A 20,993-nucleotide genomic window follows, 5' to 3' on the forward strand; every position below is an offset into this window, starting at 1 on the left:
CGTCCGGCAGCGGCCGGCGGCCCGCCGGCCCCGCGTCCCGCCTCAGACCCGCTCCCGCGAGGGCCAGCGGCGCATCGCGGGCACGAACAGCAGGGCCACCACCAGGTTGATCAGACCGCCGACCACCCACGGCGCGCGCAGCCCCCACTCGGCGGCGACCAGGCCGCCGGTGGCGGCACCCAGCGGGATCGCACCGAAGCAGATCATCCGGGTGCCGGTGCCGACCCGCCCCCGCAGCTCGTCCGGAACCAGCCGCTGGCTGGTCGACTGCGCCATCACGTTCCACAGCGACAGACCGGCCGACCAGATGCAGAACAGCGCGGCCACCACGACCGTCCCCCGGCCGAACAGGCCGATGGCCAGCAGGCTCACCGAGCCCGCGGTGGACACCGTGATCGCCACCGCGCGGGCCCCGCACCGGGCGACCACCCGGCTGCTGCCCAGCGCGCCGACCACCCCGCCGATCGCCATCGTCGCGAGCAGTACGCCGTACCCGCCGTCGCCCACGCCCAGCACCTCGGACGCGAACAGCACGAGCACCGACTGGCCCATGGTGACGCAGAAGTTGCTGGCGGCCGCGAGGACCACGATGGCCCGCAGCACCGGGTGGCGGAACAGCAGCCGCAGCCCCTCGGTCGCCTCGTTGACCAGGGCGCCCGCCCCCCGCTCGGCCGCGGCGGTGCGCTCGGGACGGAACCGCCCGCCGGTGCCCCGGATCCGCAGGAGCAGCAGCAGCGACACCGCGTAGGCGGCCGCGTCCAGCCAGAACGGCAGCGGCAGCAGGAACGCGAACAGGGCCGAGCCGAGCGGCGGGCCGACGAACTGCCGGCCCACGGTCTCCGCGGTGACGCTCCGCCCGTTGGCGGTCTCCAGCGCGGCACTCGGCACGATGCTGGGTATCACCGCCCGGCTGGCGCCGGTGAACAGGATGTCCCCCGCGGTGAGCCCGAAGGCCAGCACGTAGATCATCCAGATCCGGGCGAGGTCGAAGGTCGCCAGTACGGCGATGGCGAGCAGCAGGAACACCTGCACGGCCTGGGTGCCCACCATGAGCCGCCGCCGGTCGAACCGGTCGACGATCACCCCGCCCGGCAGGGCGAGCAGCAGCCAGGGCAGCCCCTCGGCGAGCACCACCCCGGAGATCAGGCGCGGGTCGTCGGTCAGCCGGCTGGCCAGCAGCGGCAGGGTCGCGAGCAGCACCCCCTCGCCGAGGGTCTGCACCGAGTAGGCGGACAGCAGGTAGCGGAAGTCCCGTCCGGGCTTCGGCTTCGCGGCCCCGGCCGCGGCGGGCCCGGGTGCGAGATCGGCGGTCTGGGCCATGGGGGTCAGCTCCCGTCGGAGTGAGTCGGCTCGGGGTACAGGTAGATGCCGGCGAGCCGCTTGCGCGTCGCGTCGAGGGTGAACGGCTCACCGGAGGGCACCAGTCGGCTGCCGCCGCCGGCGAAACCGGTGGGCATCCAGTAGAGGCCGAGGCAGGAGTCCCACGACTCCGTCTCGCCCGTCGCGAGGTTCAGCACCGGCTCCTCGCGCGGCACGACCCGCTCCTGGACGATCGCGCCGACCTGGGCGGCCTGGCCGAGCGCCTCCTCCCAGCGGGCCTCGTCGACCAGCCAGCCGCAGGTGATGCCCGATCCGGCGAAGCCCTCGTTCAGCTTGAGGATCAGGTGCTCGCGCCGCGCGCGGCACTGCTCGACCATCTCCCGGCCGGTGGCCGCCGAACCCGGGTCGAGCATCCGGGTCCAGGGCAGCACCCGGTCCACCATCAGCTGCTCTTCGGCGCTCATGTGCCCGCGCAGCCGCGGGTCGGAGAGGTACGCCATCCAGCGCTTGTTGGCGTGCAGATCGGTCTCCAGCGGGCTCCACAGGACCACCCCGCCGTCCCGGTGCGCGTCGCGCAGCTGCTCGGTCAGGGCCCGCCCGTCCGGGTCGTCGACCACCTGGTCGAGGTCGAACACCCGGTAGACCACGTCCACCGGCGCGCCCTTGAACCGGACCCGGCCGCCTTCGACCTTCAGGTCGCCGATCTCGCCGAGGTGGCACTCCAGCCCGTGGCCCCGCAGGATGTTCTGCAGCGGCCGCCAGGCGTGCCCGTACAGGGCCATGCCGCCCGGCCCCTCGACGAGGGCGACCACCGGATCCGCGCCGGAGGTGACCTCCGCGGCCGCCTCGCGCAGCGAACGGGCCAGCACCTCGGTGGTGTCCACGTGGTGCAGGCCGTGGGCGCCGGCGAAGGAGCGGAAGCCGTCGAAGTCGAGCATCCGGCGGGCCACCGGGCCCACCCACTCCTGACCGCCGGTCTGGCTGGAGGCGTTGAACTCCAGGATCTTCAGCGACTCGCCGTCGTGGTAGGCGTCGATCCGGCCGAACCGCGGCGGCTTCTGCTTCTGGAAGGCGCCGACCAGGTCCGCCTTGGACCTGCTCAGGCCGAGCGCCTCGCAGACCCGGTCCACGTCACCGTCGAACAGCCGCTCGGGCAGCGAGGTGAGCAGGTCCACCACGCCGAGCAGGTCGGCCTCGAAGCGGCGGATCTCCTCCTCGGGGAAGAACATCGGCCGGTTCAGGTAGCGGTAGCCGAGCGCGTCCAGCTCCGGGAAACCGCCCGCGTCGAGGTCGATGTCCCGCAGCGGGCTGCCCGGACGGGCGAGTTCCCGGTTGAACAGCCGGGTGATCTGGTCAGTCATGGGATTTCCGTTCTGCGTCCGACCGGCACGTCGGACCGGGGGTGTCGGACCGGGGTGTGGGACCGGGGATGGGGGACCCGGGTAGGGAACCGGGGGTGGCCCGGGGGGTACGAAACCGAGGCCTGGGACCGGACTCGGGGACCGGCCGCGCGCCGGCTACGCCAGACGCCCGTCGATGACGGTCTTGATCTTGCCGCTGACCGCGTTGCGGGGCAGCTCGCCCTCCGCACGGCACTCCACGACCAGCTCGAAGGGGGTCAGCGAAGCATCGAAGGAGTGGTAGTCGCTCAGCACCTCGAACTGCTCGCCCAGGTGCGCCCGCACCGCGAGCGGGTCCAGCTCCTTCGGCGACTCGGTGCGCACCGTCACCGTCTCCTTGTCCCCGTGGGAGTTGATCTCCACCTGGAGCTGGGAGACACCGAACGGCGCGAGCGCCGCCATGATCTCGCCGTACAGGACCGTCCGGCCCTTGACCTTGATCTGGCCGTCCGAGCGCCCCAGGTACTCCAGCACCCGGCCGGTCACACCGCAGCCGCACACGTGGTGCGTGATCCGGCCCATGTCCCCGATCCGGTAGCGGATCAGCGGACCCTCGAACTTCTGCATGCTCGTCACCAGAAGCTCGCCCGCCGCGCCCTCCGGCAGCGGCACGCCCTGCTCGTCCACGACCTCGATCAGGTTGTAGTCCTCGCACAGGTGGTGCAGGGTGCCGCCCAGCTCACTGCACTGGTAGCCGAGCTGCGCACCGTCGTTGGCCGCCAGGATGCTGGAGACCACCGTGGTGCCGAGCTCCTCGCGCAGCCACTGCTTGTCCGACTCCTGCATCGGCGTACCGCCGTAGATGACCTTCTCGATCCGCAGCTTCGGATCGCGGGCCTTCGCCTCGCGCAGCACCGGCAGCACCAGCGCCGGCTGGCCGAGCACCACGTTCGCACCGAAACTGCCGGCGAGCATCAGCACGTCGTCCGGAGTGACCATCTGCGCCGTGCTGTACGCCTCCACGGGCATCCGGGCCAGTTCCATGCTGCTGGTCACCAGACCGCCGTACAGACCGCCGCCGAACAGGGTGTTGATCACGCGGTCGCCGGGGCGGATGCCCAGGGCCCACAGCAGCGGCACGGCCTCGCGCATCATGTTGTTCCAGTCGGCGCGCGAGTAGACGATGTACCGCGGCGGGCCGGTCGTCGCCCCGCTGCGCAGCACCTCCCCGCTGGGCCGGGCCCCGCTGCACAGCGCCCGGGAGGCCGGCAGGGAGTTCTTCTCCAGGTCCCCCTTCTCCAGCACCGGCAGGGCCGCCAGGTCGGCGCGCGCGCCGATGCGGGGCAGCTCGCGGTAGTGCGGGGCGCGCCGGGCCTGCTCGACCAGGAACCGCAGCTTCGCGGCCAGCCGCTCGTCCTCGTGGGCCGCGTCGGCGGCGCGGGCGTCGGACAGCCGCGTGCCCTTCAGGTACTCGCTGCGCTGCAGGGCGCCGACCCACCCCGAGCGGCAGTCCAGCCGCAGCGCACCCGCCGTCAGGGCCGCCGCGCCGGCACCGGCCGCCGCACGGATCCGCAGGACCGGCACGCCGGCCCGCGGCTCCTCGCCGGTGACCACCCCGTCGGCGAGACCGGCGGGCACCAGCAGGTCGGGGACGGTGACGTGGTGCCAGTCGGCGGCGGTCTCCGCACCCGGCTCGGCCGTACGGGCGGCCGGCAGCGGGAACCCGAAGCCGTGCAGCAGCGCGGTCAGCCGGTCCCACAGCTCCGGACGGCCGGTACGGACGACCACCTCGTTGCCGGTCGCCCAGCCGAGCAGCAGACCGCGCAGGGTGTTGCCCGCCCGCTCGTCGTCGATCACCACGGTGCCGACGGGCTCGTAGGCCACGACGTCGTCGGAGTCGACCAGCGAGTGCCACGGGTACTGGCTCAGCCCGTCGAAGAACTCGTCGAGGCCCTCGGCCAGTTCCGCCGCGTCCCACAGGCCGGCCAGCCCGGCACCGGTGACCAGCCGGGCCAGCTCGGAGTCCGGGCGCTCCGCGAGCTCCCGCTCGGCCTGCTGGACCGCGAGGACCAGGTCGGTCGGATAGAAGCGGACCGTGCTCATGCCGCCGCCCCCGCCAGGACCGCCTCGGTCACCGTGATCTCGGCCGCGCACCGGGCCAGGAAGGCCTGGAGCCGCTCCGGGTCCTCGTCCGAGGCCTCGATGAACACCGGCACCTCCCATTCCTGGTAGGTGACCGATCCGCTCGCGACGGCGTCCTCGGCGTCCAGCACGTACAGCCGGTCCACGGCCGGGTGCTCCCGCAGCTCGTCGGGGATGGTGACCTCGACGCGGGTGCCCTGCGCCATCTGGTGGCCGGGGAAGATGAAGAACCCGTGGTACCGGCCGCTCGGCCGGGCCGGCTCGGGACGCTCGAAGCCCAGCCGGACCGCGATCTCGTGCGAGGGCAGGTGGACGCCCGTGTGCCGCAGGTGGGAGTCGACGATGCCGCCGCCGCCCAGCCGGTTGGCCACCTCCAGGAAGACCAGCTCGCCCTCGGCGGTCTCGAAGAACTCCAGGTGCAGGCAGCCCTCCTCGATGCCGAGGGCCTCGATCACCTGCTTCACGAACGCCTCGTACCGCTCCGAGCGGGGCAGCTGGCCCGAGCCGATCGGGCGGCCCGAGGCGAAGTCCACCGGCTTGCCGACGTACCGGCTGACCACCAGGTCGGAGAGCTCGCCGGCGGCGATGATGCCGTCGGCGTGGAACAGCTCGCCCTCGATGTACTCCTCCAGCTGGAACTCGCCCGGCTCCTCCAGCGTCCGGTGGAACTCCACCGCCGCACGCGCGGTCTCGTGGATGGTGACACCCTCGCTGGACGCGCCCTGACGGGGCTTGACCACCGTCTTGCCCGTCCACGGCAGCGGCTTGCACACCGGCGGCGCGGCCACGAACCGCGGGTGCCGCACCCCGGCGTCCACCAGCGCCTGCTTCATCGCGACCTTGTCGCGCACCCGCTCCAGCTGCTCCAGCGACGGCCCCGGCAGGCCCAGGTGCTCGCGGATCCGGTGCGCGCCCAGGATCCCGGACTCGGACAGGGCCAGCACCGCCTCGAACCCGTCCGCACGCGAGGTGCGGGCGATGACCTGCTCGGTCAGGTCCTGCGTCGGGTCGATCAGCAGCCGCTCGCACCGCAGGTCGCGGGGCAGCTGCGCGTCGCCGATCGGGCCGCAGACGTAGGTCACGTCGTGCTTCTCGTGGTCGATGCCCAAGTGGTACTGGATCTTCCGGTACGGCACCTGATTCATGATCAGAATCTTCATCGTCGGTACTCCAAGGCTGTGATTCCCCAGCTGAAGCCCATGGCGCTGGTGGCCAGGAGGATCAGCTCGCCGCCCCGCAGCCGCTGCTCGTCCCGCAGCCCGCCGAGGGCGATCAATGTGTCGGCTCCGCCCATGTGGCCGAGCCGGTGGTAGTTGAAGACGCTCTTCTCGGCCGGAATGCCGAGATGTTCCAGCAGGCGCCGGTGCATGTCCTGGTCGCCCTGGTTGATCAGCAGGTGGTCGACGTCACCGGGCTTCGCGCCGATGGCGTCGAGGGTCTCGCCGACCAGTGCGGTGAAGTTCTCCACGTACGCGGCCGCCAGGCCCTTGCGGTGGGCGGCCCGGCGGATCGCCACCTCGCCGTCCCGGAACTCGCCGGCGTAGTAGTCCGACCAGCTCGGATCGGTGCGCATCGCCGTGTGCAGCAGCCTGAACGCGGTGTCGCCCCGGGAGACCAGCATCGCCGCGGACGCGTCCCCGAAGTTGAACAGCGCCTTCGAGGCCGGGTCGCTGCGGTCCACCATCCGGCTGAGCCGGTCCCCGACGAGCACCAGCGCGTGGCCCTCGCCCGTGAGGTCGAGCCGGTCGGCGGCCACCTTGAGGGCCGCCATGCCCGCGTTGCAGAAGTTCGCCACCTCGAAGCAGTGCGCCCGGGTGATGCCCAGCTCGTGCGCCACCTTGGCGGCCGGGGACCAGAAAGGCCGGTCCCACTGCCCGGACCCGGCGTAGATCACGTACCGGATCTCCTCGGGGGCCACCGGCGTACGGGCCAGGACCGTGCGGGCCGCGTCGAGGGCCAGCTCCCACGCCGTCTCGTCCTTCCCCAGCGCCGGGAAGTGCCCGGCGTGGGTGACGGCGAGGATGTCGGTCAGCGGGACCCCGGAGGCGGCGTGCAGGTCGTGCACGTCGACCCGCCCCCGGGGGAACGTCACGGCGAAGTCGGCAACGCCGCTCACTGCACCTTCTCTTCGACGGGGCCCACCTCGGCCTCGGCCGACTCGATGCTGACGCGGTGCACGGTGCGGCCGACGCCGGGCTCGACCTCGGTGGCGATGTGGAAGGCCGTGCGGGTCTTCCAGATCACGAGGTCCTTCGGGCTCCACACGTGGGTGTAGACGTGCTCCTCGTCGTGGATGAGCGAGTCGACGAGCTGGAAGAACTCCTCGTTCTCGTTGAGGTCGAAGCCCTCCACCCCGTCCATGTACTCGCGGGAGCCGTAGAGGTACTCGCGGCCGGTGAACTCGTCCTTGCGGATGAGCGGGTGGCGGACCTTGGGGTGCTCGACGTCGATGAGCGCCTTGAACTCGGCGACCGACAGGCCGACGTGCTCCGGACGGATGCGCAGCCGCTTGGAGACGGTGTGCACGCCGATCCGGTCGGCGAGGCGGGCCTTCCACTCCTCGGGCAGCCGGTCGTAGACGTGGGCCGCGTTGGCGAACTTGGTGTGCCCGCTGGTGGAGGGCACGTTGACGCCGTAGAGCATGGTGTACGGCGGCGGCTCGGCGATGAAGGTGGAGTCCTGGTGCCAGAAGTTGCCCACGCGGGCGACGCCGATCGGCTTGCCGTCCTTGGACTCGTTGGAGGAGATCATGATCTCCTCGATCTCCGGGTGGCGGTACTTCGTGAGGACGAACGGCACCGGGCGGCCGAGCCGGCCCGCGAGCTCGACCTGCTGCTGCGGGGTGAGCTCGATCCCCCGGACGACGACGAGCTCGTGCTGCTGGACGCCCTGGACCACCTCGTCCCACACCTCGGGCTGGTCCAGGTCGGCGTACTCGACTCCGGATATCTCCACGCCGATGAAGGGCGTGATCTTACGGACGTTCATGCATCTCTCCGCTTGTCGCTGACAGGGCTGTGTACGTGGGGGGCGTGGGGGTGGGGGTGGAGCGCGGCCGGCCGGAAGGGGTCGGTCAGCACTCGTTGAGGCACTGCTTCATCGCCTCGGCGAACTCGGCGATCTGCTCTTCGGTGCGGAACGGCGCCGTGGTCACGCGGAACCGCTCGCCGCCGCGCGCGACCGAGGGGAAGTTGATGGGCTGGACGTAGATGTCGTGGCGCTCGCGCAGCATCTGGGCGACCTTGCGGACCCGCTCGCCGCCGGGCACCATCACCGGCACCAGGTGGCTGTCGGCGTCGATGAAGTCGATGTTGCGCGCCCGCAGTTCGGCCTTCATCAGGGCCGCCTTGCGGTTGAGCTCCTCGCGCATGTCGGTGGCCTTCTGGACGATGTCCAGGCTCTTGAGCGTGGCCTCCATGACCGCCTGGGGGAGGGCGGTGGTGAAGATGAACCCGGGGGCGTGCGAGCGGACCACGTCCAGCGCCGCGTCGGGGCCGGCCACGTAGCCGCCCACGGTGCCGAGGGCCTTGCCGAAGACGCCCTGGATGAAGGTGGCGCGGTGGTCGTCGAGCTCCTCGCTCAGACCGGCGCCGGTGGCGCCGCGCACGCCGATGGAGTGCGTCTCGTCGAGGAAGGTCAGCGCGTTGTACTTCTCGGCCAGGTCGAAGATCGCGCTCGCGGGCGAGGTGTCCCCGTCCATCGAGTAGACGGACTCGAAGACGATCAGCTTCGGCCGGTCGAGGTCGTAGAGGGCGAGCTTCTCCTCCAGGTCCGCCAGGTCGTTGTGGGCGAAGACGTGCTTCTTGGCCCCGGAGCGGACGATGCCCTCGATCAGCGAGCGGTGGTTGAGGGCGTCGGAGAAGACCACCACGTCGTCGATCGCGGCGATCAGCGTGCTGAGCGTCTCGAAGTTGGCCACGTAGCCGCTGGAGAACACCAGCGCCCGCTCGGTGCGGTGCCAGGCGGCCAGCTTCCGCTCCAGCTCCACGTGCGCGGTGCTCGTGCCGGCGATGTTCCGGGAGCCGCCGGTGCCGGTGCCGTGCCGGTAGGTGGCGTCCACCTGGGCCGCGATCACGTCCGGGTGCTGGCTCATCCCGAGGTAGTCGTTGCTGCACCAGACCTGGATGGTCCGGCCCTCGTGGCGGGTCTGGCCGCGGTCGGCGGCGAGGTGGCCGACGGGGAAGAACTCGCGGTACAGCTCGGCCTGCTTGAGCTCCTCGATCTTCTGCTCGAAGGACTCAAGCACCGGGCTCTGCCGCGTCGACATGGTTGAAATGGACATGACATCTCTCCGGACGTTCCGAGCCGCTACGGACTCTGCTGGGGATTCGGACTGGGGAGCGGATCGGCCCCTCACTGAGATCAATCCTGGACGACGCCTCGACCCGAACCAACGAAATCCGCTGGCGTGGGCTCGCCTGGCTCACTCACGCCAGCACCCCGCCCACCGCCGGCCGACCGGGGGGAGAAACACCTCGCACCCCCGGGCACACCCGTACGCCGCCGGGTGCGAAAAAACGCCCTCCGGCCCGCGTATACGCAGGTCAGAGGGCGTTTCAAAAGTGGAGCCTAGGGGAGTCGAACCCCTGACATCTGCCATGCAAAGACAGCGCTCTACCAACTGAGCTAAGGCCCCGTGCAGCGAAGGCGGCCGCCGCGGAACCCCGCACGGCCACTTCCGCAGACCAGAGTACCGGGTTACCCCCCCGATACCGCAAAATGATAGGGACTCCCGGTCCGCGACCACGCTCCGTAAGATGCTCGCGAGGTTCGCACCAGCGAAGGGGAGTAGTAGTGGACGCAGTGCAGCAAGAGGCCACGGCGAGAGCCAGAGAGCTTCAGCGCAGTTGGTACGGGGAGCCGCTCGGCGCGCTCTTCCGCCGGCTCATAGATGACCTCGGCTTGAACCAGGCCCGCCTCGCTGCCGTGCTCGGCCTGTCGGCGCCCATGCTGTCCCAACTCATGAGCGGACAGCGGGCCAAGATCGGGAATCCGGCCGTCGTCCAGCGCGTCCAGGCCCTCCAGGAACTGGCGAGCCAGGTCGCCGACGGCAGCGTGAGCGCGGCGGAGGCCACGGACCGGATGGACGAGATCAAGAAGACCCAGGGCGGCTCGGTGCTCAGCAACACCGGCCAGACCACCACGAGTTCCGGTGCCCCCACCGTCAAGCGGGTGGTCCGCGAGATCCAGTCGCTGCTGCGCTCGGTCGCGGCGGCCGGCGACATCATCGACGCGGCGGACACCCTCGCCCCGACCCACCCGGAACTGGCAGAGTTCCTCCGGGTGTACGGCGCCGGACGCACCGCGGACGCGGTGTCCCACTACGAGGCGCACCAGGGCTGATCCGGACGGGGAGCGGGCGCAGCGCAATGGGAGAGGTCTTCGCCGGTCGGTACGAGCTGATCGACCCGATCGGGCGGGGAGGGGTCGGGGCCGTCTGGCGGGCCTGGGACCACCGCCGCCGGCGGTACGTCGCCGCCAAGGTCCTCCAACAGAGCGACGCCCACGCCCTGCTGAGGTTCGTGCGGGAACAGGCCCTGCGCATCGACCACCCCCACGTGCTGGCCCCGGCCAGCTGGGCGGCGGACGACGAGAAGGTCCTGTTCACCATGGACCTGGTGAGCGGCGGCTCCCTCGCCCACGTCATCGGCGACTACGGGCCGCTGCCGCCCCGGTTCGTGTGCACGCTGCTGGACCAGCTGCTCTCCGGACTGGCGGCGGTGCACGCCGAGGGGGTGGTCCACCGGGACGTCAAGCCCGCCAACATCCTGCTGGAGGCCACCGGGACCGGGCGGCCGCACCTGCGGCTGTCCGACTTCGGGATCTCCATGCGCAAGGGTGAGCCCCGGCTGACCGAGACCCACTACGTGGTCGGCACCCCCGGCTATTTCGCCCCCGAGCAACTCATGGGGGCGGAACCCGACTTCCCGGCCGACCTCTACGCCGCAGGGCTGGTCGCCCTGTACCTCCTGGAGGGCCGGAAACCCGACTCCCAGGCCCTGGCCGAGCTCTTCCTGACCCGCGGCACCCCGGCGGCCCCGCAAGGGCTCCAGGAACCCCTCTGGCAGGTCATAGCGGGCCTGTTGCAGCCCGACCCCGCCCTGCGCTTCCGTACGGCCACCGGGGCCCGCAAGGCCCTCGCCGAGGCCGTGGAGCTGCTGCCCCCGGCCGCCCCGGACGAGGAGCCCGTCGAGGTCTTCGACCAACTGGGCCCGCTGCCGGAGGGATTCGGCCCGGCAGGCCCCCGGCCCGCCCGTCCCCCGCACCCGGCCGCCCCCGCACCCGCGCACCCGGCAACCCACCCCGCCACCGCTCCGGTGGCGCCGCCCGCCGCACCCGCCCCGGGCACCCCGGCCGGCCCTCCCGTCACTCCCACGGAGCCTCCCGCCAGCCCCGCCAGCCCCGCCAGCCCGGCGGGGCCTGCCGCGGCCCCCGCGGCCCCCGCGGCCCCGGCCGCCCCGCTCCGGCCCCCGACCGCAGGCCCGACGGCAGCAGCGCCCGCGGGCCCGGACACAGGCTCCCTCCCCGTACCGCCTCCGGCAGCCCCCGCAGCGCCCCCAGGCCCGGCCATGCCCCCGCCGGACGGCCCGCCGACGCTGTGGACCCCCGGTGAGCCCACCCGAACGGCGCTCGGGGGTGTTTCACGTGAAACATCGCCCCCGGCCCCCGCCGCGCCACCGTCGCCGCACGCGTCCGCCTCCGCCTCCGCCTCCGAGACCGGCAGCTTCCACCTGGCCCCTCCGGAGCCCACCCGGCCCTACACGGCCCCGCAACCGCTCCCCGCGCCCGCGCAGGCCCCGCAGCCGCACCAGGACCCCGCGGCCGTCCGGGAGCCCGCCGCGGCACCGGAACGCCGGCCCGGCCCCCCGGCCAAGGTGGCCGTCCCGGTCCTGGTGCTCGCCCTGCTGTGCTTCGCCGTCGGCTTCTGGGCCCTCAGCCAGACCTGAGACCCGGCCGCCGGGCGAGCAGTGCCCACCCGCCGAGGCCCAGCAGCAGCGCCGTCCCGGTGCCGATCCCCCCGGCTGCCACCACGCCCAGGCGCGAGCGCCGCTCGGCGGCCTGCCGGGCCTCGACCGCGGTCAGCCCCTCCCGGGCGGCGTCCAGATCCGCCTCCGCGAGCCCGAACCCCGCCTTGACGGCGTCCTCCCGGTACGGCGGCGCCGCGGCCGGCTCCCCCTCGGTCCGCACCCGCAGGGTCAGCGGGATGGCCTCGGCATCGGCCACGAACTCGCCGACCTTCCGGTCCACGGTGACGGCGAGGTAGTACCAGCCCGCGAACCGCACCGGCCGCATCCGGGCATCGTCCGAGAAGCGGTTGTCGTAGGCGACCGGGGGAGTCTTCCCGAAGGCCGCCATGGCCTGCCTGCCGTCGTACGGGGCGGTCTCGGTGCCGACGAGCGCCCGGGCGGGGTTGTAGAGGCTCACGGACAGCCCGTAGGCCGCCGAGCCGTACTCCTTCGTCATCCGGGGGGCCTTCGCCAGCTCGGCGCTGACGCTCAGCTGCCGTCCCCACCCGACGGGGATCCGGTAGAACCGGGTCCGGCCCGGGTGCATCCCGTCCCGCCAGGCTCCCGTCTCCAGGGCCCGGGCGTCGTTGAAGCCCGTACCGCCCTCGCGCACCCGCCCGATGCCGGGCGGCCGCACCGGCTCGGCCGAGGGCCAGGTGCTGGGCCGGGCCGCGGGGGGCGCACTGCCGGTGCTGAGCCCCGGCTCCCGCATGACCGTCAGCTCCACCGGCCACGGGGCCTGGTCCGAGGCCTTGTCGGAGGTGCGGACGAGCTTCACGTAGTACAGGCCCGCCTGTTGGCAGTCCCCGTCCTCCTGGAGCCGCCGCACCGCCACGTCGGTGATCGGCCGGGCCTGGTCCGAGGAGAAGGTGCCGCGCTCCGCGCGGCCGCACTCCTTGCCGGCCGCGGTCATCAGCACCACGTCCACCCCGTCCCCGTAGGCCACCGCGGCCCCGGGGTCCGGCCGGACCACCGCCGAGACGTAGACGCTCGACTCTGCGTCCAGGGACAGCTGGTAGAAGCGCTCCCCGGGCCCCAGGACGTCCTCGTAGCCGCCGGTCTCCAGCGTGGGCGCGGTGGCCGTGCTGGACGCCCCCTGCACGCTCCGGGCGCCCGGAGCGGTCACGTACGCCGGCCCGCTCCCGGGAGGAACCGCCCCGGGGAGCGCCCCGGCAACCGCCTCGGGCACCGCCTCAGGAGCCGCAGCAGCCCCCGGAACCCCCGCCAGCAGCCCCAGCCCCGCGCCCGCCACCACCGCCGCCGCCGCCCGGATCCGACCCCTCACGACCCACCCCGAATTTGCCAGCGCAACTCAAACTTTGCAAACCAGAACTTTTCGTGTCAGAACAGCACAAAGCCCCGGCCGCAGCGGCAGCCGGGGCTTCATGAACTCAGCCTTGGGTCTCACACACCGGAACCGGACGGCACGGAGTCGGTCGCCTCCGTCCACAGGTCCTGCTCGGCGCGGTCCGCCTGGATCTGGCGGTACACGAGGAGCCCGCCGATGGCGGCCAGTGCGACCAGGAGCAGCTTCTTCACCGCGCGACCTCGTCTTTCGTTGACGTAGGGGACTTCTGGCGCCCGACTATACACACCGACCGATACCGATTGGTTATCTGGGAAGCACCCGGATGCCACAACGGCAACGGCCCGGCGGAGAATCTCCGCCGGGCCGTTGCCGTTCTGTGGGGCTAACAGGATTTGAACCTGTGGCCTCATCCTTATCAGGGATGCGCTCTAACCAACTGAGCTATAGCCCCTCCGCGCTGCGCGCTGACTCCTGAAGATTAGCGCACAGACCCGGGAGTTCCCAAATCGCAGGTCACAGGGGCTCGAGAGCCCCTACTCGTCCTCGGCGAGCGTCAGCTCGACACCGCCCACGAAGCCCGCGGACAGGTTGTAGATGAACGCCCCGAGGGTCGCGAGGGCCGTCGCCAGCACCACGTCGATCACCGCGATCACCGAGGTGAAGATGATGACCCGCGGCAGCGACAGGAACGACTGCAGATCGAAGCCGTTGCTCTCGTTCGAACCGGTGGCCTCGCTGATCGTGCCGCCGACCGTCTCGAACACGCCCATCGCGTCCATGACCATCCACAGCACCACCGAAGCCACGATGGTGCACACGCCCAGCGCGATCGACAGCAGGAAGCTGACCTTCATCACCGACCACGGGTCGGCCTTCGCCACCCGCAGCCGCGCCTTGCGCGTACGCGGCTGGGTGCGCGAAGCACCCACGCGCACCCGCTCCCCGCCCCGCGGCGCCGCCGGGCCGCTGCCCGGGGCCGCATACGCCTGCGGCGGGTGGTACGGCTGCGACCGGTCGGCCGACTGCTGCTGCGCCTGCGGCTGGGCCTGGGGCGCTCGCGGGTCCGTCACAGTTCCCCCCTTGGAGTCCGCGGCGGGGCCACGGGCACCGTTCGCTCCAGACGTGGCCGATCCGGCGCCCGTGGCTCCACTCACGCTCTACTCCTCGTGCTCCGCGGCCGGGGCTTCGGTGCCCTCGGCGGCCTCGACGGCCTGTCCCTCGGCTGCGTCGGTCGTCTCGTCGACCTCTTCAGCGTCCTGACCGGCCTCGGCGTTACGAGCAATGCCTACCACGGCATCGCGCTTCCCCAGGTTGATCAGCTGGACGCCCATGGTGTCACGGCCGGTCTCCCTGACTTCATTGACTCGCGTACGAATCACACCACCGCCGAGCGTGATGGCGAGAATCTCATCGGACTCGTCCACCACCAGCGCACCGACGAGCGACCCGCGGTCCTCCACGATCTTGGCGGCCTTGATGCCCAGACCGCCACGGCCCTGCACCCGGTACTCGTCCACCGGCGTCCGCTTGGCGTAACCGCCGTCGGTCGCGGTGAACACGAACGTACCCGGCCGCACCACGCTCATCGAGAGCAGCTCGTCGCCCTCGCGGAAACTCATGCCCTTCACACCGGAGGTGGCACGGCCCATCGGGCGCAGCGCCTCGTCCGTCGCGGTGAAGCGGATCGACTGCGCCTTCTTGCTGATGAGCAGCAGGTCGTCCTCGGCCGACACCAGCTCCGCGCCGATCAGCTCGTCGTCGCTGCCGTCCGCCGTCTCGCGCAGGTTGATCGCGATGACACCGCCGGAACGCGGCGAGTCGTAGTCCTTCAGCGCCGTCTTCTTCACCAGGCCGGCCTTCGTGGCCAGGATCAGGTACGGGGCCGCCTCGTAGTCGCGGATCGCGAGGATCTGCGCGATCTGCTCGTCCGGCTGGAAGGCCAGCAGATTCGCCACGTGCTGCCCGCGGGCGTCCCGGCCCGCGTCCGGCAGCTCGTACGCCTTCGCACGGTAGACCCGGCCCTTGTTCGTGAAGAACAGCAGCCAGTGGTGCGTGGTGGACACGAAGAAGTGGTCGACGATGTCGTCCTGCTTCAGCTTCGTGCCGCGCACGCCCTTGCCGCCGCGCTTCTGCGAACGGTAGTCCTCGGTCTTGGTGCGCTTGACGTAGCCGCCGTTGGTGATGGTGACGACGATGTCCTCTTCGGCGATCAGGTCCTCGATGGACATGTCGCCGTCGAACGGCACCAGCTTCGACCGGCGGTCGTCGCCGAACTTCTCGACGATCGCCGCCAGCTCCTCGCTGACGATCCCGCGCTGCTTCTCCGGGGACCCCAGGATCGCGTTGTACTCGTTGATCTTGGCCTGGAGCTCGTCGTGCTCCGCGACGATCTTCTGCCGCTCCAGAGCGGCCAGCCGGCGCAGCTGCATCTCCAGGATCGCGTTCGCCTGGAGCTCGTCGATCTCCAGCAGGCCCATCAGGCCCTCGCGTGCGATCTCGACCGTCTGGCTGCGCCGGATGAGCGCGATGACCTCGTCGATCGCGTCCAGCGCCTTGAGCAGGCCGCGCAGGATGTGCGCCCGCTCCTCGGCCTTGCGCAGCCGGAACCGCGTCCGCCGGACGATGACCTCGATCTGGTGCTGCACCCAGTGCCGGATGAACGCGTCCAGCGACAGCGTGCGCGGCACGCCGTCCACCAGCGCCAGCATGTTCGCACCGAAGTTCGTCTGCAGGTCGGTGTGCTTGTACAGGTTGTTCAGCACGACCTTCGCCACGGCATCGCGCTTCAGCACGATCACCAGGCGCTGGCCCGTCCGGGACGAGGTCTCGTCGCGGACGTCCGCGATCCCGCCGATCCTGCCGTCCTTCACCAGGTCGGCGATCTTCTGCGCGAGGTTGTCCGGGTTCACCTGGTACGGGAGCTCCGTGACCACCAGGCACTGGCGGTTCTGGATCTCCTCGACCTCGACCACCGCACGCATCGTGATCGAGCCGCGGCCCGTCCGGTACGCCTCCTCGATGCCCTTGCGGCCCACCACCAGCGCACCGGTCGGGAAGTCCGGTCCCTTGACCCGCTCCATCAGCGCGTCCAGCAGCTCCTCGTGCGAGGCGGCCGGATTCGCCAGGTACCACTGCGCACCCTCCGCGACCTCGCGCAGGTTGTGCGGCGGGATGTTCGTGGCCATGCCCACGGCGATACCGGCGGAGCCGTTCACCAGCAGGTTCGGGAAGCGCGCCGGCAGGACCGTCGGCTCCTGGTTGCGGCCGTCGTAGTTGTCCGTGAAGTCGACGGTCTCCTCGTCGATGTCGCGGACCATCTCCATCGACAGCGGCGCCATCTTGCACTCGGTGTAGCGCATGGCGGCCGCCGGGTCGTTGCCCGGGGAGCCGAAGTTTCCGTTGGAGTCCACCAGCGGCATGCGCATCGACCACGGCTGGGCCAGACGCACCAGGGCGTCGTAGATCGACGTGTCACCGTGCGGGTGGTACGTACCCATGACGTCACCGACGACACGGGCGCACTTGTAGAAGCCCTTCTCGGGCCGGTACCCGCCGTCGTACATCGCGTACAGCACGCGCCGGTGCACCGGCTTCAGACCGTCGCGTACGTCGGGCAGCGCGCGGGACACGATGACGGACATCGCGTAGTCCAGGTAGGAGCGCTGCATCTCCGTTTCGAGCCCGACGGGCTCGATCCGCAGCTGCGGCCCCTCTTCTTCGGGCGTGGTCCCGGAAGAGACGGGAGTGTTCTCGTCGGCCATTGCTGGTCTTCAGTCCTTTCAGGCGGTCAGCTGAGACCGACTCAGATGTCGAGGAAGCGGACGTCCTTGGCGTTCCGCTGGATGAACGAACGCCGGGCCTCGACGTCCTCACCCATCAGCACCGAGAACAGGTCGTCGGCCTGCGCCGCATCGTCCAGCGTGACCTGGCCGAGCACGCGGTGGTCCACGTCCATGGTGGTGACGCGCAGCTCCTCGGCGTTCATCTCGCCCAGACCCTTGAAGCGCTGGATCGAGTCTTCCTTGATCCGCTTGCCCTGCTGCTTGCCGAGCTCCACCAGGGCGTCGCGCTCACGGTCCGAGTACGCGTACTCGAAGTCGTCGCGACCCCACTTGATCTTGTAGAGCGGCGGGCGGGACAGGTACACGTGCCCCGCCTCGACCAGCGGCCGCATGAAGCGGAACAGGAAGGTCAGCAGCAGGGTGTTGATGTGCTGGCCGTCCACATCGGCGTCCGCCATCAGAATGATCTTGTGATAGCGGAGCTTCTCGATGTCGAAGTCCTCGTGCACACCGGTACCGAACGCCGAGATCAGCGCCTGCACCTCGGTGTTCTGCAGGATCTTGTCGATCCGCGCCTTCTCGACGTTCAGGATCTTGCCGCGGATCGGCAGGATGGCCTGGTACATCGGGTTGCGGCCCGACTTCGCCGAACCGCCGGCGGAGTCACCCTCGACGATGAAGATCTCGCACTTCGTCGGATCGTTCGACTGGCAGTCCGACAGCTTGCCCGGCAGGGAAGCACTCTCCAGCAGACCCTTGCGACGCGTCAGGTCACGCGCCTTCCGGGCCGCCACACGCGCCGTCGCCGCCTGCACCGACTTGCGGACGATGTCCGCCGCCTCGTTCGGGTTCCGGTCCAGCCAGTCGCTCAGGTGCTCGTAGACCGCCTTCTGCACGAAGGTCTTGGCCTCCGTGTTGCCCAGCTTGGTCTTCGTCTGACCCTCGAACTGCGGCTCGCTCAGCTTCACCGAGATGATCGCGGTCAGACCCTCGCGGATGTCCTCACCCGTGAGGTTGTCGTCCTTCTCCCGCAGGATCTTCTTGTCACGCGCGTACTTGTTGATCAGCGAGGTCAGCGCGGCGCGGAAACCCTCCTCGTGGGTACCGCCCTCATGCGTGTGGATGATGTTGGCGAACGAGTACACGCCCTCGGTGTAGCCGTTGTTCCACTGCATCGCGATCTCGACCGAGAGCAGACGCTCCTTGTCCTCGGCCGCGATGTCGATCACCGTCGGGTGGATCAGCTCACCCTTGCGCGAGTTCAGGTACCGCACGAAGTCGACGATGCCGCCCTCGTAGTGGTACTCGACCGTCCGCACCTGGTTCTCGTCGGACTCCTCCGCCGAGTCCGCACCGACCGTCGCCTTCGCCGACTCGCGCTCGTCCGTCAGCCTCAGCCGCAGGCCCTTGTTCAGGAAGGCCATCTCCTGGAAACGCCGCGACAGCGTCTCGAAGGAGTACTCGGTCGTCTCGAAGATGTCCGGGTCCGCCCAGAACGTCACCGAGGTACCGGTCTCGTCCGTCTCCTCGTTCCGCGCCAGGGCAGCGGTCGGAGCACCCAGCTTGTAGTCCTGCGTGAAGCGGTAGCCGTCCCGCTTCACCTCCACGGACACCCGGCTCGACAGGGCGTTCACGACGGACACGCCGACGCCGTGCAGACCACCGGAGACGGCGTAACCGCCACCGCCGAACTTGCCGCCCGCGTGCAGCACCGTGAGGACGACCTCGACGGCCGGCTTCCCCTCGGACGGCACGATGTCGACGGGAATGCCACGGCCGTTGTCGATCACACGCACCCCGCCGTCGGCGAGGATCGTGACGTCGATCGTGTCCGCGTGCCCGGCCAGGGCCTCGTCGACCGAGTTGTCGACGACCTCGTAGACGAGGTGGTGGAGTCCGCGCTCACCGGTCGAGCCGATGTACATGCCCGGCCGCTTGCGGACCGCATCCAGCCCCTCCAGGACCTGGATGTTGCTTCCGGTGTACGAGGCCCCCGCGACCTCGCCGCTCTGCTCGGCTGTGGACTTGTTCTCGTTGGGGTTGCCGGAATCGGCCACGAAGCGCCCTTTCTGGCACAGCACAGGCCGTACTCCGGGCCAGCAGGCATGCAAGCAGGAGCGGCTGCGTCGTTCTGCGTTGTCAGCGTTCTTCAGCGGGATCCCACTCAAACGCGGGATTACCCCCCAGTCTACCGGTACCACGGACATGAATGGGGGTTTGCAGGTACCTGAGTCCGCATGTGCCGCCCTGAACCCGCCTCGGCCGACTCCCCATATCCGGACCGGGGCCCAAAGAGGCTCACACGGGCACCCAGCCCCTCGGGCTGTCAAGCTCCGGACACCGTGCGGGACACCACACCCCCCACGGCCCGCAGCCGGCCCCCGTCACCCGTACGTATCCCCAGGTCCCGTCGACCCCGGAGCCCGCAGCGGCCCGTACCGACGCGGCCCGCCACCCGGCGGCAGCACCTTGATGAACCGCACCGTTCCCTGCCCCAGCTGCCCGTTCAACCGCGCAACCAGCTGCGGAGTCAGGTGCCTCAGCTGCACCATCCACGCGGAAGAATCACACCGCACCGTCAGCTCGCGCTTCTCCGGATCCGCGTCGTACGCCTCCGGCCGGCAATGCGCCGCCACATCCGGACCCACGATCTCGTCCCAGCGCTGCATCACCCCCGCCACCGCCATCGGCTGCTCCCAGCCGTGCTCGGTCCGCATCCGCTCCAGCGCCGCACCCAGCCGCATCGGATCCCGGCCGTCCGCCCGCGCGCCCGACCGCAGCCCGCCCTGACGCGAACGCCGCCGGTCGTCCACCGCAGCACCCCGCGCCCGGGCCGCCTCCTTCGCCGCCGCCAGCGCCTGCCGGGCCAGATCCACACCCGACAGCTCGGGCCCCCGGCCCGCCTCGGGCCGGCCTTCCTTCTCGCTCACAGCCGGGTCACCTCACCACCCGAAACCGCGTACCGGGCCCCCACCAGCACGCCCGGAACATCGTCGTCCACCGCCGCCGTCACCAGCACCTGCTCACCCGGAGCCACCAGCTCCGCCAGCCGCTCCCGACGCCGCGCATCCAGCTCCGCGAACACGTCGTCCAGCACCAGCACCGGCTCACTGCCCTCCGCGCGCAGCAAGTCGTACGAAGCCAGCCGCAGCGCCAGCGCATACGACCACGACTCCCCGTGACTCGCGTACCCCTTCGCCGGCAGCTCCCCCAGCCGCAGCACCAACTCGTCACGGTGCGGACCCACCAGCGTCACCCCGCGCTCGATCTCCTGCTTGCGGGCCTCACCCAGCGCCCCGAGCAGCGCCGTGCACAGCTCCTCGCGCGAACTGTGGACAGCGCAGTCCACCGCCTCGCCCACCGAACTCCGGTACGCCAGCGCCAGCGGGCCACCGCCCGGCGCCAGCTGCTCGTACGCCTTGTCCGCCAGCGGCTGCAGCGTCGCGATCAGATCCAGCCGCTGCGCCAAGAGCTCGGCACCCGCCCGCGCCAGGTGCTGGTCCCACACGTCCAGCGTGGACAGGTCCATCGACCGGCCCCCGTGCCGCCGCGCCATCGCCGCCGACTTCAGCAGCGTGTTCCGCTGCTTGAGCACCCGCTCGTAGTCCGAGCGCACCCCCGCCATCCGCGGGGACCGCGCGGTGATCAGCTCGTCCAGGAACCTCCGGCGCTCCCCCGGATCCCCCTTCACCAGGGCCAGATCCTCCGGCGCGAACAGCACCGTCCGTACGATCCCCAGCACGTCACGGGGTCTGACCTGCGAGGACCTGTTGATACGGGCCCGATTCGCCCGGCCCGGATTCAGCTCCAGCTCCACCAGCTGCCGACGCTCGCCCTGGGCCACCGCGGCCCGGATGACGGCGCGCTCGGCCCCCATCCGCACCAGCGGAGCGTCCGAGGACACCCGGTGGCTGCCGAGGGTCGCCAGATAGCCGACCGCCTCGACGAGATTCGTCTTGCCCTGCCCGTTCGCGCCCACGAAAGCCGTGACGCCCGGGTCGAGCGGAACCTCGGCCCGGGCGTACGAGCGGAAGTCGGCCAGCGACAGATGCGAAACATGCATGGTTGCGCCGACCTCCCCCGGCTGCAGGTG

Annotated in this window: 16 protein-coding genes and 2 tRNA genes; 2 read left to right on the forward strand and 16 right to left on the reverse strand. The window is 70.9% G+C overall.

The annotated features are described in order from the left end of the window. Nucleotides 1-42: 42 nt before the first annotated feature. The 8 genes from ACZ407_RS05970 to ACZ407_RS06005 form a co-directional block, all read right to left on the reverse strand. Entirely contained in the window at nucleotides 43-1,320 is a 1,278-nt protein-coding gene (locus ACZ407_RS05970; RefSeq protein WP_468125838.1) for an MFS transporter, read from the reverse strand. Between the two features lie 5 nt (nucleotides 1,321-1,325). After that, complete coding sequence (locus tag ACZ407_RS05975; protein WP_468125840.1) at nucleotides 1,326-2,681, reverse strand: hypothetical protein; 1,356 nt, start codon at nucleotides 2,679-2,681, stop codon at nucleotides 1,326-1,328. A 156-nt stretch (nucleotides 2,682-2,837) separates the two neighbouring features. Then, complete coding sequence (locus ACZ407_RS05980) at nucleotides 2,838-4,763, reverse strand: phenylacetate--CoA ligase family protein (protein ID WP_468125842.1); 1,926 nt, start codon at nucleotides 4,761-4,763, stop codon at nucleotides 2,838-2,840. Beyond that, on the reverse strand, nucleotides 4,760-5,947 hold the full coding sequence (locus tag ACZ407_RS05985; protein ID WP_468125843.1) for an ATP-grasp domain-containing protein: 1,188 nt from the start codon (nucleotides 5,945-5,947) through the stop codon (nucleotides 4,760-4,762). Before ACZ407_RS05985 ends, ACZ407_RS05980 begins: the two co-directional genes overlap by 4 nt. Before the next feature lie 11 nt (nucleotides 5,948-5,958). Then, nucleotides 5,959-6,918 (reverse strand): 3-oxoacyl-ACP synthase III family protein, encoded by a 960-nt coding sequence (locus ACZ407_RS05990; protein WP_468125844.1) that lies wholly within the window; start codon nucleotides 6,916-6,918, stop codon nucleotides 5,959-5,961. Beyond that, nucleotides 6,915-7,790 (reverse strand): TauD/TfdA dioxygenase family protein, encoded by an 876-nt coding sequence (locus ACZ407_RS05995; RefSeq protein ID WP_468125845.1) that lies wholly within the window; start codon nucleotides 7,788-7,790, stop codon nucleotides 6,915-6,917. The genes ACZ407_RS05990 and ACZ407_RS05995 overlap by 4 nt, the downstream gene beginning before the upstream one ends. 85 nt (nucleotides 7,791-7,875) lie before the next feature. Continuing rightward, entirely contained in the window at nucleotides 7,876-9,069 is a 1,194-nt protein-coding gene (hemA, locus tag ACZ407_RS06000) for a 5-aminolevulinate synthase (protein ID WP_468125846.1), read from the reverse strand. Between the two features lie 296 nt (nucleotides 9,070-9,365). Continuing rightward, nucleotides 9,366-9,438: transfer RNA gene (locus tag ACZ407_RS06005), tRNA-Ala, on the reverse strand. Nucleotides 9,439-9,596: 158 nt separating this feature from the next. Between ACZ407_RS06005 and ACZ407_RS06010 the strand changes: the two genes are divergently transcribed. Both ACZ407_RS06010 and ACZ407_RS06015 read left to right on the forward strand, forming a co-directional pair. Then, nucleotides 9,597-10,145, forward strand: coding sequence for a helix-turn-helix domain-containing protein (locus ACZ407_RS06010; protein ID WP_226731524.1), 549 nt, complete (start codon nucleotides 9,597-9,599; stop codon nucleotides 10,143-10,145). Between the two features lie 26 nt (nucleotides 10,146-10,171). Continuing rightward, nucleotides 10,172-11,749 carry a serine/threonine-protein kinase gene (locus ACZ407_RS06015; protein WP_468125847.1) on the forward strand — a complete coding sequence of 526 codons (1,578 nt, stop codon included), beginning with the start codon at nucleotides 10,172-10,174 and terminating at the stop codon, nucleotides 11,747-11,749. On the opposite strand, the gene ACZ407_RS06020 is transcribed toward ACZ407_RS06015, so the two are convergent. From ACZ407_RS06020 to recF, 8 genes are all read right to left on the reverse strand, one after another. Next, entirely contained in the window at nucleotides 11,736-12,935 is a 1,200-nt protein-coding gene (locus tag ACZ407_RS06020; protein WP_468125848.1) for a hypothetical protein, read from the reverse strand. The genes ACZ407_RS06015 and ACZ407_RS06020 overlap by 14 nt on opposite strands. 278 nt (nucleotides 12,936-13,213) lie before the next feature. Beyond that, nucleotides 13,214-13,348 carry a DLW-39 family protein gene (locus ACZ407_RS06025; protein ID WP_208809277.1) on the reverse strand — a complete coding sequence of 45 codons (135 nt, stop codon included), beginning with the start codon at nucleotides 13,346-13,348 and terminating at the stop codon, nucleotides 13,214-13,216. Nucleotides 13,349-13,495: 147 nt separating this feature from the next. Beyond that, nucleotides 13,496-13,569: transfer RNA gene (locus ACZ407_RS06030), tRNA-Ile, on the reverse strand. Between the two features lie 82 nt (nucleotides 13,570-13,651). Next, entirely contained in the window at nucleotides 13,652-14,272 is a 621-nt protein-coding gene (locus ACZ407_RS06035; RefSeq protein WP_468125849.1) for a DUF3566 domain-containing protein, read from the reverse strand. Between the two features lie 3 nt (nucleotides 14,273-14,275). Continuing rightward, the gene (gene gyrA / locus ACZ407_RS06040) at nucleotides 14,276-16,879 is read right to left on the reverse strand and encodes a DNA gyrase subunit A (RefSeq protein WP_468125850.1); all 2,604 of its coding nucleotides are present in this window, start codon (nucleotides 16,877-16,879) and stop codon (nucleotides 14,276-14,278) included. A gap of 41 nt (nucleotides 16,880-16,920) precedes the next feature. After that, entirely contained in the window at nucleotides 16,921-18,981 is a 2,061-nt protein-coding gene (gene gyrB / locus ACZ407_RS06045; protein ID WP_468125851.1) for a DNA topoisomerase (ATP-hydrolyzing) subunit B, read from the reverse strand. Between the two features lie 303 nt (nucleotides 18,982-19,284). Beyond that, complete coding sequence (locus tag ACZ407_RS06050) at nucleotides 19,285-19,830, reverse strand: DciA family protein (RefSeq protein ID WP_468125852.1); 546 nt, start codon at nucleotides 19,828-19,830, stop codon at nucleotides 19,285-19,287. Next, nucleotides 19,827-20,963, reverse strand: coding sequence for a DNA replication/repair protein RecF (gene recF / locus ACZ407_RS06055; protein WP_468125853.1), 1,137 nt, complete (start codon nucleotides 20,961-20,963; stop codon nucleotides 19,827-19,829). Before recF ends, ACZ407_RS06050 begins: the two co-directional genes overlap by 4 nt. Nucleotides 20,964-20,993: the final 30 nt, after the last annotated feature.

The sequence above is a fragment of the Streptomyces sp. NPDC030809 genome (assembly GCF_055572195.1).

Coding starts and splice junctions, on each gene's coding strand:
- ACZ407_RS05970 (WP_468125838.1), bottom strand. CDS start 1,320: ATGGCCCAGACCGCCGATCTCGCACCCGGGCCCGCCGCGGCCGGGGCC.
- hemA (WP_468125846.1), bottom strand. CDS start 9,069: ATGTCGACGCGGCAGAGCCCGGTGCTTGAGTCCTTCGAGCAGAAGATC.
- ACZ407_RS06015 (WP_468125847.1), top strand. CDS start 10,172: ATGGGAGAGGTCTTCGCCGGTCGGTACGAGCTGATCGACCCGATCGGG.
- ACZ407_RS05975 (WP_468125840.1), bottom strand. CDS start 2,681: ATGACTGACCAGATCACCCGGCTGTTCAACCGGGAACTCGCCCGTCCG.
- recF (WP_468125853.1), bottom strand. CDS start 20,963: ATGCATGTTTCGCATCTGTCGCTGGCCGACTTCCGCTCGTACGCCCGG.
- ACZ407_RS05995 (WP_468125845.1), bottom strand. CDS start 7,790: ATGAACGTCCGTAAGATCACGCCCTTCATCGGCGTGGAGATATCCGGA.
- gyrA (WP_468125850.1), bottom strand. CDS start 16,879: ATGGCCGACGAGAACACTCCCGTCTCTTCCGGGACCACGCCCGAAGAA.
- ACZ407_RS05985 (WP_468125843.1), bottom strand. CDS start 5,947: ATGAATCAGGTGCCGTACCGGAAGATCCAGTACCACTTGGGCATCGAC.
- ACZ407_RS05980 (WP_468125842.1), bottom strand. CDS start 4,763: ATGAGCACGGTCCGCTTCTATCCGACCGACCTGGTCCTCGCGGTCCAG.